10 protein-coding genes are annotated in these 12,897 nt (G+C 72.8%); 7 read left to right on the forward strand and 3 right to left on the reverse strand.

What is annotated here, in order from left to right:
- Positions 1 to 57 precede the first annotated feature (57 nt).
- The 6 genes from STRNI_RS17405 to STRNI_RS17430 all read left to right on the forward strand — a co-directional run bounded on the left by STRNI_RS17405 (position 58) and on the right by STRNI_RS17430 (position 7,950).
- Positions 58 to 729, forward strand: coding sequence for a bifunctional DNA primase/polymerase (locus STRNI_RS17405; RefSeq protein ID WP_277411557.1), 672 nt, complete (start codon positions 58 to 60; stop codon positions 727 to 729).
- Positions 730 to 861: 132 nt separating this feature from the next.
- Entirely contained in the window at positions 862 to 1,746 is an 885-nt protein-coding gene (locus STRNI_RS17410; protein WP_381845312.1) for an ABC transporter ATP-binding protein, read from the forward strand.
- Positions 1,743 to 3,374: a transporter gene (locus STRNI_RS17415; RefSeq protein WP_277411558.1), complete on the forward strand. Its 1,632-nt coding sequence runs from the start codon at positions 1,743 to 1,745 to the stop codon at positions 3,372 to 3,374. Before STRNI_RS17410 ends, STRNI_RS17415 begins: the two co-directional genes overlap by 4 nt.
- A gap of 116 nt (positions 3,375 to 3,490) precedes the next feature.
- A complete protein-coding gene (locus tag STRNI_RS17420) occupies positions 3,491 to 5,593 on the forward strand; it encodes a hypothetical protein (RefSeq protein WP_277411559.1) in 2,103 nt (700 codons plus the stop codon).
- Complete coding sequence (locus tag STRNI_RS17425; protein WP_277411560.1) at positions 5,583 to 6,902, forward strand: hypothetical protein; 1,320 nt, start codon at positions 5,583 to 5,585, stop codon at positions 6,900 to 6,902. Before STRNI_RS17420 ends, STRNI_RS17425 begins: the two co-directional genes overlap by 11 nt.
- A gap of 442 nt (positions 6,903 to 7,344) precedes the next feature.
- The gene (locus tag STRNI_RS17430; protein WP_187413198.1) at positions 7,345 to 7,950 is read left to right on the forward strand and encodes a hypothetical protein; all 606 of its coding nucleotides are present in this window, start codon (positions 7,345 to 7,347) and stop codon (positions 7,948 to 7,950) included.
- Positions 7,951 to 8,014: 64 nt separating this feature from the next.
- Here the strand turns inward: STRNI_RS17430 and STRNI_RS17435 are convergent, their stop codons facing one another.
- Positions 8,015 to 8,890: an alpha/beta fold hydrolase gene (locus STRNI_RS17435; RefSeq protein WP_109892016.1), complete on the reverse strand. Its 876-nt coding sequence runs from the start codon at positions 8,888 to 8,890 to the stop codon at positions 8,015 to 8,017.
- A 496-nt stretch (positions 8,891 to 9,386) separates the two neighbouring features.
- Complete coding sequence (locus STRNI_RS17440) at positions 9,387 to 10,079, reverse strand: iron-dependent transcriptional repressor DtxR (protein WP_018089633.1); 693 nt, start codon at positions 10,077 to 10,079, stop codon at positions 9,387 to 9,389.
- 185 nt (positions 10,080 to 10,264) lie between these two features.
- Here STRNI_RS17440 and STRNI_RS17445 point away from each other — a divergent pair, with 185 nt between their 5' ends.
- Positions 10,265 to 11,032: an SIS domain-containing protein gene (locus tag STRNI_RS17445; protein ID WP_266445683.1), complete on the forward strand. Its 768-nt coding sequence runs from the start codon at positions 10,265 to 10,267 to the stop codon at positions 11,030 to 11,032.
- Between the two features lie 13 nt (positions 11,033 to 11,045).
- Here STRNI_RS17445 and STRNI_RS17450 read toward each other — a convergent pair whose 3' ends face one another.
- Positions 11,046 to 12,575 carry a PAS domain-containing protein gene (locus tag STRNI_RS17450; RefSeq protein WP_266445681.1) on the reverse strand — a complete coding sequence of 510 codons (1,530 nt, stop codon included), beginning with the start codon at positions 12,573 to 12,575 and terminating at the stop codon, positions 11,046 to 11,048.
- Positions 12,576 to 12,897: the final 322 nt, after the last annotated feature.

Raw genomic sequence — 12,897 nt, forward strand, 5'->3', positions numbered from 1 at the left:
GCCGGGGGGTTCACCCCTGAGCCGTAACCCTTGGTGACAGCGGAAGTTGTCCTCAGCGTGGAAGAGACCATCGGAGTCACAGGAGCCTCGCAAATTCCCCTGCAGCGCGGCGAGCAGCTGCTCGACACTGCGGTGCGTTACGCGGAAGAACGGCATTGGGACGTGTTCCCCGGCGCATGGCTGGAGCACGACGGTGAGACACCGCGCTGCTCGTGCGACGCCGTCGATTGCGCGGCACCCGGCGCGCACCCCGCCGGCCCCGGCTGGGCCGGACAGGCCAGTGGCAGCGCGACCGCCGTCCGCCGTATGTGGAGCAAGCATCCGCGGGCCTCGATCCTGCTGCCGACGGGCCGGACGTTCGAGGCGCTCGACGTGCCCGAGACGGCGGGCTGTCTGGCGCTGGCCCGTATGGAGCGGATGGGGCTGGCGCTCGGTCCGGTCACCCGCACCCCCGACCGCCGGATGCTCTTCCTCGTCCTTCCCGGCGCCTCGGTGAAGGTGCCCGCCCTCGTACGCACCCTGGGCTGGGCGCCGGCCGCGCTCGATCTGATCTGCCGCGGCGAGGGCGAGTACATCGCCGCACCGCCGACCCGGGTGGGCGCGCACGGCTCGGTGCAGTGGGCGCGCCGCCCCACCCCCGCCAACCGCTGGCTGCCGGACGCGGAGGAGCTGATCAGCCCGCTCGCCTATGCCTGCGCACGGGACGCGGTCGCTCTCCGGGGACGCTGATCCCGGGTCGCGAACGCACCCGTTGTCCACAGGAGTGTCCACTGCCCGGCCCCGTCCCGGTATCCGCCCGTATCGTGGGATGCCGACGGGGGTCGGGACCGGCCCCTGCGGGGACGTCGAAGGGCAGGACCGGTGGCGAACGAGCCGGAACACATCGATGAGCGGGGCGCATCGGCACCGCCGCAGCGCACCACGGCCGCTTCTGCGGGCGGATCGGCCACGGCCCCAGGGGGCGAAGCGGCCGGCCCGCCCGCCGTCCGCATCCAGGGCCTGTGGAAGAAGTTCGGCGAGCAGATCGCCGTCAACGGCATCGATCTGACGCTGCCCGCCGGCCGCTTCATCGGACTGGTCGGCCCCAACGGCGCCGGCAAGACCACCACCCTGTCCATGGTGACGGGCCTGCTGCGGCCGGACGCCGGGCTGGTCGAGATCGGCGGGCACGACGTCTGGCGGGACCCGGTGTCCGTCAAGTCCCGGATCGGGGTGCTCCCCGAGGGGCTGCGGCTCTTCGAGCGGCTGTCGGGCCGCGAACTCCTCGGCTACATAGGGCGTCTGCGCGGCCTTCCGGGCGACGAGGTCGACAAGCGGGCCGCGCAGCTGCTGGACGTGCTCGATCTGGCCGGATCGCAGCACAAGCTGGTGGTCGACTACTCCACCGGTATGCGCAAGAAGATCGGGCTGGCGGCGGCGCTGCTGCACAACCCCGAGGTCCTCTTCCTCGACGAGCCCTTCGAAGGCGTCGACCCGGTATCGGCGCAGACCATCCGCGGCGTACTGGAGCGCTACACCACCTCCGGCGCGACGGTGATCTTCTCCAGCCATGTGATGGAACTGGTCGAGTCGCTCTGCGACTGGGTCGCGGTGATCGCCGCCGGGCAGATCCGGGCGGACGGCCCGCTCGCGCAGGTGCGCGGCGCGGCGCCCTCGCTTCAGGACGCGTTCCTCGAACTCGTCGGCGCGAACGACCGGGGCGCGGGAGCGAACCTGGACTGGCTGGGCGGTGGCGGCGCCCGATGAGCACCGAATCCGCCGCGGTGGCCGCAGGCCCGGCCGCCGCGCCGTCCCTGACCGCCGTCTTCGTACGGCTGAAGCTGACGCTGCTGCGCAACGGGCTGCGTCAGTCGACCGGGCGCACGCTGGCGTATGTCTCGTCCGTCATCGTGGGCCTGCTGTTCGCCTCGGGTGTCGTGGTGGGGCTGATCGCGCTGCGCGGCAACCCCCATGTCGGCGCGCTGGTCGTGCTGCTCACCGGGATCCTCACCCTGGGCTGGGCGGCGATGCCGCTGTTCTTCCCGGCGAGTGACGAGACCCTCGATCCGACCCGGCTGGTCATGCTGCCGCTGCGGCCGCGGCCGCTGATCGTCTCGCTGCTGGTGGCCTCGCTCGTCGGCATCGGCCCGGTCGTCACCCTGGCGCTGGTGACCGGCTCGGTGATCGCGGTCGCGGACGGGGCGGCCGCCGCGGCCGTCGGCGTGGTGGCCGTGGTCCTGGTGGTGCTGGTCTGCGTGTCGCTGGCGCGGGCGGTCGCCACTGCCTCGGTGCGGCTGCTGACCAGCCGGCGGGGCCGCGATCTCGCCGTGCTGAGCGGCCTGTTCATCGCCATCGGCGCCCAGGGCGTCAATATCGCCGCCCAGAAGCTGGGGCGGCCGGACGGCCTGTCCGTACTGGAGCCGCTGGGCAACGTCCTGCGCTGGGTGCCGCCGGTGTCGGCGGTGGGCGCCGTCGACGACGCCGGACACGGGGAGTACGGGCGGGCGCTGGCCGGCCTGGGGCTGACGGTGCTGGCGCTGGTCCTGCTGCTGTGGTGGTGGCAGCGCACCCTGACCACCCTGATGACGTCCCCGGACTCCTCCACCCTCCAGGCGGTGGAGAAGGACAGCGCACGCCGCAGCGGGGAGCGGGGCCTTGCGCGGCTGCTGTCGCGCGGGCGCACCGGCACGGTCATCCTCCGTTCGCTGCGCTACGGATGGCGCGACCCCAAGTCGAAGATGTCGTGGGCGACCGCACTCGCCGCCGGACTGCTGGTACCGGTCATCTCGGCCGTACAGGGCAACGGCAGCATCTACACCGCGTTCTCGGCGGCCACGCTGCTCGGCCTGCAGATGTACAACCAGTTCGGCCAGGACACCTCGGCGTTCTGGATGGTCGCCTCGACGATCGCCACCCCGCGGGACGCCTATCAGGAGCTGCGCGCCCGCGCGTTGGCGCTGGCGCTGGTGGCCGTCCCGTACGTCACGCTGGTCGTCATCGGCAGCGCGGCGCTCATCGGGCCGTGGTCGGCGTTCCTGGAGGTGTACGGGCTCTCGCTGGCGGTGCTTGGCGCCCTGCTGGCCACCGGGGCGCTGTCCTCGGCGCTCTTCCCGTATTCGATCCCCTCGGAGGGCAACAAGAACGTCGCACCGGGACAGGGCGCGATCGCCTGGTTCAGTCTCTTCGGCGGCGTCGTGGCGGGTGCCGTGCTGTGCGCACCGCTGCTGGGCCTGACGATCTGGCTGCATGTCGCCGGTCTGCACCACCTGCTGTGGGTGCTGCTGCCGGCCGGTGTGGTCTACGGCGTGGGCATCGCGGTGCTGGGGCTGCGGCTGGCTGCGCCGCGGGTGGTAGGGCGGCTGCCGGAGATTCTGGGGGCCGTCAGCAAGGGCTGAGCACCCGCGCCGGCCGGGCCCCGGCGGCCTCGCCGTGGAGTTGTCCACAGGCCCCACCGGCCGGCGCGCGGTGGCGGTAGCGTCATCCACGACCTGGACGAAGGGTGGTGGGGGCGGTGCCGCGCGCCGGATTGGTGCTGGTGACGGGCTGGTTGACGGTGCTGTTCTGCGCCGGGGCGGTGCAGGCGGCACCGGCCGGTCCCCACGCACCCGACAACCCGACGCAGTTCGCGTACCTCGCCGAGCAGCTCCGCAAGAGCCCGGTCCACGTCAGCGACCAGATCCCCCGCGAGGTCCCCCGGTCGACCGCGCCCGCTTTCGCCCGGGAGGCCCGGCGGCTGGGCGTGCCGACGTACGTCATGGTCCTGCCGCACGCCTCCTACGGCACCGCGGCGGACGGCCTGCTCGCCGGAGTCCACGACCGGCTGGGGCGCAAGGGCCTGTATGTCGCCCTGAGCGACACCGGCCTGGAAGCGGCGCAGACCTACGGTGTGGACCTGCCCGGCACGGCGGACGCGGTCACGGAAGCGGTGTACGCGGTGCCGTACGACGCCACTCCCCGCGAGGTGTTCCGGCACTTCGTCGATGTGGTCACCTCGGGGGAGGCGCATGAGCGCGCCGAGGAGGCGCGCGCCGCATACGACGACGGCGGGACCGACGAACCCCCCGGTCTGCACACCGACACCACCGAGCGCGAGAACCAGAGCTTTGTGACGGGCATCGCCGTCCTCGGCATTCCGCTGAGCGTGCTGCTGGTGACGGTCCATGCCCTGCAGCGGCGCCGGGTGGGGCGGGCCGCGGCAGCGGGCGGACCGGTGCGGGTACCTGGTGCGCGCGGCGGTCCGCAGGGCGGGGGCAGGACGGCCGGTGGCGGCACGACGGGGAGCGGCCGGCAGCAACCGGGAGGCGGGCCCGGACCGTTCCCCCGCGAGCGGCTGCTGCCCCTGATGCTGGGTGCCGCCGTGCTGGGCGGGCTGGTCGCCTTCACCGCCTCCCAGATCTTCGACGACACGACCAGTGGTGACGGCTCCCGTCCCACGGCCGCCGATATGCGGGCCCGGATCGACCGGGTGTCCGCCGGACTGCGCCGCGACCCGCTCTACCTCGACCCGGAGAGCCGGTCCACGCTGGACGGCACCGAGCGCGCCCACCTCCGCAAGCGGCTGCGGGAGCTGGACGTTCCGGTGGTGATCGCCGCCGTGCCCACCCCGCCGGACGACGAGTCCGGGGGCAGCACGGAGCTGCTGGCCAAGCAGGTGCACGACCGGCTGCACCGCGATGTCCTCATGGTGCTCGCCGACCCTGCGACCGGCGTCATCGAACTCGTCAACTACAGCACCCGCATCGACGACAGCTACCTCGTCGACCGTCCGCGCGACCTCGCCTACACCGGGCCGGCCGAGGAGCAGCTCGGCCGTCATCTGGACGAGCTGCTGACGTATGTCGACAAGGCCCCACGGGCCAGGACGGGCGGCAGGCCCTATGACCCGCCACCCGCCGCCGACCCCGTCGAGGAGAAGGCGCTGCCCGGTCTGTTCACCGGGGACTTCGAGGCCGGGATGGTCCTCGGCACCTTCGCCGCGGGTCTGGTCTTCGGGCTGGTCGCGTCGGCCCGTGCTCTCGCCCGCCGGCTGGTCCGACGCGGGAGACCGGCGGGCCGGGGAGCGGGTGGCGCCGCGGTCCCCGCAGCGCCGGACCGGCCCACGCTGTCGTGGCTGCGGCGCACCGCCCGGCAGGATCTCGATGCCCTCACCGCCGCCCTGGAGGCCTCGGCTTCGATACCCGAGGAGGCCCGGCGCAGGGCCTGGGAGTGCCTGGACGCCGCGGCGCTGCTGGTCGACGGCGACAGCGACGGCCGGATCGACGCCGATGCCACGCCCGTCGGCCTCACCTGCGCCATGGTGCTGGCCCGCGCCGGACGGACCGCGATCGAGGAACCGGCCGCCGCGCGGTATGTCTGCCATCGCAATCCGCTGCACGGCGCGGCCCGCAGACGCGCGCCTGGACGGCCCTCCGGCGGCGCGGCACGGTCGTTGCCGGTGTGCGAGGCGTGCCGGGTGGCGCCCGGCCCGGTGTTGCGGCTGCGCTCCCCGGGGAGCGGCGGACGCGGCGCGTATGCCCCGTACCCCACTCTGACGGGACCGCTGGCGGCGCTCGGCGACGGCACCGGAATCGATCAACTCACCCTCGATGTACGGGAGTACTTCGGTGTGCACTGACCTCCTCCACCCCGCCGGTCCGCGGCAGGCCTCCGCCATCGCCCGCCGGCTGCGCCGGGCCGTCGCCCTCGGCGCCGCGTCCGTCGCGCTGCTGTGCGGCACCGCGGCGCCGAGTGTGGCCGCCGAGAGCCCGGGGCAGAAAATCGCCGATGCGCTGCGCCGCTCCCCCGTCCATGTCGACCCGTCCCTCGCCTCCGCCGTCGACACGGAACAGCAGCGGGAGCTGGCCGCGCGGATCCGGCGGAGCCGGCTGCCGATCCGGGTGGCGCTGGTGCCGCTGGTCGAGGGCGACAGCTGGGGCGGCAAACCGGAGCAGCTCGCCGAGGTGGTCCATGACCGGATGGGCGGCGGCCCGTCCATCCTCATCACGCTCGGGAACTACCCCGATGACATCTCCGCCCGCGAGTGGCCCTCGGGCACGCATCAGGCGTTCCACGCCGCCGCGGCGGTCTTCTTCCAGAAGGACATGAAGGGCGCGGGGCCGGCGAAGCGGGTCGCCCGTGCGATCGACATCATCGAGGCCGGCAACGGCGACACGGTGTACGCGCGGGCCACCGCCGGTCTCGGCGCCCCGAAGCCCACGCAGGACACGGCGGACGGCGCGGGCGCGGGCGCGAAGGCCCCGTCCGCGCACGGCTCCCCCGTCGTACGGCTCCTGTCCCTCGTCGTCGGGCCGGTGCTGTTGCTGGCCGCGGTCGGGCTGTTGCTGCGGCGGCGGTCGCGGCTGCGGGACCTCTCGACGCCGTTCGCGCTGCCGCGCTCGGTCTTCGCCGCCGCCCGGCAGGCGGACGAGGCGGGGCTGCGTGACCGTGCCGCCGAGGAGGTCGTACGGCTGGGCGAGGAGGCGCGCACCGCACAGGGCGCCCCGGCAGCCGTCGAGCGGGCGCTCGACGCCTATGCCGCGGCCGGCACGGTCCTGGACCGGGCGCGTGGAGTCCCGGACCTGGCAGGGGTGTTCGCGCTGGTCGCCGAGGGCCGGGCCTCCCTCTCCGCGGCCACGGCCGCGCTCCCGCTGTGCTTCTTCCACCCCCTGCACGGCCCGGCCGTCCGCCGCATACCCTGGCGGCCGCTGGGCCGGCGCGAGCAGCTGCGGGTGGCCGCCTGCGAGACCTGTCTGCGGGCGGTACGCACCCGGCGTGCCCCGGAGGTGCTGACCGACCGGCGGGACGGCCGTCCGGTGCCGTACTTCGAGGTCCCCGCCGAGGACAGCCTCTGGGCGGCCACCGGCTACGGCTCACTGCTGAGCGGCGCCGCCGACTCCCTCGCCGGGCGGGTCCAGCGCGGCGACTTCACCCGCACACAGGACTGACCGGCACACGGCTTCGGGCCCTGCCCCCCCGCTCCGCCGACGTGACATGCAGGCAACTCCCGCCGTCCCGTCGGCCCGTCGGCCCGTCGGCCCGCGCCCACCCCATACCCCGTGCCGTCTCGTTCCCCCATGCCGCCGTGCCCCGTGCCCCCCTGTGACGCGCCCCACTCGGAAAATTCCGTCCCCCACTTGGAAGATTCCGTCAATTGATGCGGCACAGCAATCACATGGAATTCACCGCCAATTGGACAAACGCTCAGGGGAACACCCCAGCTTTTTCGGGAATTTCACGCGAATCACCAAGGGCGGTCCCGATTCCTGTTCACGGCAATGTTTCGACAAATCCGAAAGCCCGCTCCTATGCTCCGCTCACACAGCCGTTCGCAGAACACATGGGGAACTGTGTTGTGCGACGGGGGAGAACGCCTGCTAGGAGAACGTTGTGCTGCACAAGAAGACCGCTTTGCTGCGCGCCGCCGCGCCCGTTGCCGTACTGGCGCTGGCACTGACCGCCTGTGGCGGCAACAAGAAGAGCACCACCACCACCGAGAACGACGCACCCAAGACGGAAAAGAGCTCGTCGGCCCCGGCGGGCGGCGGTGAACTGAAGTCCGGTCAGGGCGGTACGGGGAAGTTCAAGGAAGAGGACGGAACCATCACCTATGAGGTCGCCGCACAGAAGGTGAAGGTGAGCACCGAGGCCGAGACCAAGAAGCTGGTCTCGGACCCGAAGCGGGCAAAGGGCCTGGTGGCCGCCACCGCATGGGTGAAGTACACGAACAAGGGCGGCGGTGTCGTCAAGGAATCGCCCGACGTGGCCGACGAGTCCGAGATCTACGCGGACGGACAGCGCGGCGGTCTGCTCATCGGTGCCGCCGAGGACGGTCCGGGCTGCGAGGACACCATCGACATCGAGAACTGGAAGACGGGGCAGAGCCACACCATCTGCCAGACCTACATGATCCCCAAGGGCGCGAAGTCCGTGGAGGTCCACTGGACCGGCGAGGGCAGCTCCCCGCTGATCTGGAAGTTCGACAACGCCGGCTGAGCCGACGGCATGCCGGATGCCGTGCGCCAGGCCCTCGGGAGCCCTGGCGCACGGCAGAGGGCTTCTACTTCGGCACCGTGGCCGCCTGGAGAAACGGTTCGATGGCGGCGCACCAGGCGTCGGGCTGCTCCCACGGGAGCAGATGCCCGGCGTCGGGGATCTCGGCGTAGGCACCGCGGGGCAGGACCCGGACCATCTCCTGGGCCTCGGCGCGGCCGAGTTCGGCATCGAGGCCGCGGACCACGAGGGCCGGGCACGGCACCTGGGCGAGCTCTTCCCAATGAGCGTCATGGACCCAGGTCTCACGGGCGCTGAGCATCTGCCGGCGGGAGAAGACGGGCCGCCAGCCGTCGGCGCGCTCGGCCATCACCTCGGCGAAGAACTCCCCGCGGGCGGGTCTGGGCCGCTCCAGGGTCGGATCGTCCTCGCCGAACCACTTACGGACATCCGCGAGGGTGGCGAACGGCACCGGCCAGGACCGGAACCACTCGGTCCATTCGCGCTGCGAGGCCGCGCCGAGCGCCGACGCCCGCATATCGCAGATGACCAGCGCACTGACCAGATCCGGGCGCCGGGACGCTAACTGCCACGCCGTCAGGGCGCCCATGGCATGCCCGACGAGGGCGACCGGGGCGAGGCCGAGCTGCTCGATGGCGGCGATGGCGTCATCGACATACGCCTCGCGGTCATACGGCCCCTCGGCGGGCTTCTCGCTGCGCCCGTGGCCCCGCTGGTCCAGCGCGACCGGGCGGTGACGGGCGCTCAGGCGGCGTGCGGTGGCCGCCCAGTGCGAGGCGCGCCCCATCAGGCCATGGAGCAGCAGCACGCCCGGCCGCTGCTCGCCCTCCTCCAGCCCGCCGCCGATCTTGGGCGGGTCGGTGAACTCCCAGGCGGCGAGACGCACGCCGTCGGCCCCTGCTACATCGATGCGCCGCACCATGTGCCCTGGCACCCCCAATCGTCCCTTGAGCAGCTCCACACTATCGAACCCCTATTCGAACGCACCGTTCCGACGCGGAACACCCCTCGTTCGAGTGACCTCGCTCAAGGATTGGCCGCGTCCGCCACGGGGAGACATCTGCCGGGAGGCGGGCCCTACCGGGAAGGGGGCCCGTGGGGACAGACCCTGGGAGCTCGGGGCTCCGGGTCTTGGGTGGGGGACATGGGGAGGCAGGGCCCCGGCTGCTCGCAGCGCCGGGGCCCTGACTGTCTCCCGAGCAAGTGGATGCATCCAAGCCCCCTCCCTGGCCAGGACAGGCCGATGCATGGCCATGCGTCAGGGTGGCACGAGACCGGCCGTATCGCACGGATTCGCACAAGTCCGTTCAGCGGGAAAGAACTTGCCGAGCCCGCCGAACAGCGCGTCAGCGCAGCTCAGCGGGCTCGGAAGCGACGTACGGACGGGAGTGCGAAAAAGAAAACAGCCGAAACTGCTTTCAGCGCTTGGCCACGAAGACATGCGAGGCGATCTCGGAGTCCAGCTCGGCGGCCTCGCCGCTGCTGCCGACCAGCACCCCGGCCGGCGACTCCGTCACGCTCACCACCGCGCCCGGCTGCACACCGGCCCGCCGCAGGGTGTACATCAGCTGGGCGTCCGCCTGGATCGGCTCACCGATCCGGCGCACCACGGCCGTCTTCCCGTCGGCCCCGGCGTCCAGATCCATCAGGCTCACCATGCCTGCGTCCAGGAACGGGTCGCCCCCGGCCTTCTCGCCCAGCTCCTCCAGCCCCGGGATGGGGTTGCCGTACGGGGACTCCGTGGGGTGCCGCAGCAGTTCCACGACGCGGCGCTCGACCGCCTCGCTCATCACATGCTCCCAGCGACACGCCTCGGCGTGGACCTGCTCCCATTCGAGCCCGATGACGTCGACGAGCAGGCACTCGGCGAGGCGGTGCTTGCGCATCACCCGCGTCGCCAGCCGCCGGCCCTCCTCCGTCAGCTCCAGATGCCGGTCGCCCGCGACCTGCAGCAGACCGTCTCGCTCCATGCGCGCCACCGTCTGGCTCACCGTCGGGCCGCTCTGTTCGAGCCGCTCCGCGATGCGGGCGCGCATGGGCACCACACCCTCCTCTTCCAGCTCGAGGATGGTGCGGAGATACATCTCCGTGGTGTCGATCAGTCCGGACATGCGTGCCCCTCGATGTGTGGTGCGGTGGCCCTGGACTCAATTCTGACGCATCCCACTGACAACGGTGCCGCCTCGTCCATTCGCCGGACCCTCTCAGCCGTATTGACAGGGCACTGGTCCAGACCGCAACGTGATCCGCGCCACTGATCAGATACGCCGAGATCCGACGAGAGGGGCCCGCGGCCATGGCTGAGAGCGACCGGAGCGACCGGCTGGCCGGGAAGTACTTCGACGCCGCGATCGACCTGCTGCAGCAGGTCCGCGACGAGGAGGGCGACCGGATCACCGCGGCCGGTGCGCTGATCGCGGACACCGTCGCGGCGGGCGGCCGGGTCTTCTCCTTCGGTGCCGGGCACTCCTCGCTCCCCGCCCAGGACACGGTCTACCGCGCGGGCGGGCTGGCAATCATGAATCTGCTGTCCGTCCCGGGCGTGGTCGGCGTGGACGTGCGGCCGGCGACCCTCGGCAGCGCGCTGGAGCGGGTCGACGGGCTGGCCGCGGCCGTCCTGGACACCAGCCCGCTGGAGCCGGGCGATGTGCTGGTGATCATCTCGCTCTCCGGGCGCAATGCGCTGCCCGTCGAGATGGCCCTGCACGCCCGCGCCCTCGGCATCAAGGTCATCGGCGTGACGTCGGTGGCGTACGCGGACGCGACCACCTCCCGGCACGCCTCCGGGGGCTTCCTGAGGGACCACTGCGATCTCGTGCTGGACAGCCGCATCCCGGTCGGCGACGCGGAGCTGACGCTGCCGGGCATCGACGCGCCGTTCGCCCCCGCCTCCACGGTCGTCACCAGCGCGATCATGCAGGCCGTGGTGGCGACGGCCGCGGGCACGCTCGCCGAGCGGGGCATCGACCCGCCGCTCCTGCGCTCCGGCAACGTCGACAGCGGGCACGACTGGAACGCCCGGGTGATGGGCGCGTACGCGGACCGGATCTTCTACCGGCAGTGAGCGGCCGGCGCCCTCAGCGCGCGGCCGCGCCCGCGAGGTCCAGGGACGCGGCGATCCGCGCCGCGACCTCCTCCGCGTAGTCCGCGTCCGCGCGGTCGAACGGGCGGCGCGCGGGCGCCCGCAGAAAGGTCGCGACGCCGAGCCTGCGGCCGCGGCTGCACAGCACCACACACAGCCCGTGCACGGTGCCGTCCGGCCAATTACGGGCGGCCGCCCAGCCCTCGGGCGAGGCGGGCCCGGCGCTGGTACGCACCGAACCGCGCCGCTCGTACGCCTGGAGCGCCGGATGGCCCGGCACATACGGCGCGGGAATGCCGGCCGCCGCCAACGTCTCGGACGGCCCGGGGGAACCGGCCGGAGACACCAGGGTCCGCACCAGACGGGGCGCGCCCGCTCGCGCACGGCGCCCGGCCCCCGCCCCGGTGACGGCGGCGCCCCCGGCACCGGACGACGGTTCGGCCCCGCCCCCGGCGCCCGCCGCACCCTCCGCCCCGTACGCGCCCTCCACGTCGTACGCATCGAACCCATCGCCCTCGGCGACCGCCCCGAACGGGGCCGGCGCGGGCGTCGTGGCGAGATCGACCAGACCGTGGTCGGCAAAGCCCGCCAGCGCGAAGTCGAGGTGGACCGCGGCGGCCCCGGCCGGGTCCGGGCACTCCGCGGCCGCCCGGCCCGCCCGGTGCAGCTGCTGGGCACGGAAGCGCAGCAGGGAGCTCTCCTGCTCGGCGCGCTTGGCGTCCGTGACGTCCTGGAAGAGCCAGGCCACGCCCAGCGGTACCGGCTCCTCCGCCAGCGGGGAGGCCAGCCGGACGAAACCGCTGCGCCAGCACCGGCGCGGCACCTCGGCCTCCGCGGAGCGCAGCGTCACCCACAGCTCGGCGGCGGCCGGCGGCGCGCCCTCGGCGAGGACGTGCTGCAGGGCGCACTCCAGCTCCTCGACGCCCTGCGCCAGCAGCTCGCCCAGGGGGCGGCCCAGCAGGGCCGTGCGCCCCACGCCCAGGGCGCGGGCGGCGTGCGCGTTGACGACCGCGGGCCGCAGATCGGCGTCGATCAGCACCACGCCCCACGACGCGTCCTCGAACAGCGCCTCGCTGAGCGCGATGGACCGCTCCAGGTCCATTTGGGTGTGCACCTCGCTGAAGGCGCAGTAGACGCCCACGACCCGGCCGCCGGGGGCGCGGACCGCGGAGGACTGGGTGCGGACGAGGACGCGGTGGCCGTCCTTGGTCAGCAGGGCGAACTCATGGACCTGGCGGCCCGGGGAGCGCATGGCGGCCGCCAGCGCGGCCTCGATCCCGTCGGCGTCCTCCTTGCGGACCGCCCAGCCGGTCAGGCCCGTACGGCCGACGGCCTCGGCGGTGGTCCAGCCCAGGATGCGCTCGGCTTCGTGGTTCCAGTGGGTGACCGTGCCGTCCGCGGCGAAGGCGGCCAGGGCGGCGTCCATACCGTCCAGGAGCGCGGCGAGCAGACCCGAGTCATCGGTCTCGTCGGCGGCGCAGCGCGCCGAGGCCGACGCGGCGGAAGAAGCTGACGAAGCAGTCACTGGCACCCCTTATGAACGCGGCCACACATGCTCCACCTGGGAACATTCAACTGGAACGTGACACAGCACACACCCGATTCGCGGAAATCGTTGCTAACGGGAAATTCCCTTGTGTGCGGCCGGACGGCTTCCTAATCTGTGGAGCACACGAGAAGGGAGGTGGTTCGGCCAATGATTTCGCACCGGACGCGTGAGGTGGCTGCGGGCTAGCGGCCCGTCGCTTCACCGAAGTGCAGCGCCGGACCAGCGCATACTGCAGATGCGCAGCCGGCCAATCCCAAGCAGTCACCCGACCCGCGGGCTGCCGGTTCGTCCGACCGGC

The sequence above is a fragment of the Streptomyces nigrescens genome, from assembly GCF_027626975.1.
Classification (GTDB): domain Bacteria; phylum Actinomycetota; class Actinomycetes; order Streptomycetales; family Streptomycetaceae; genus Streptomyces; species Streptomyces nigrescens.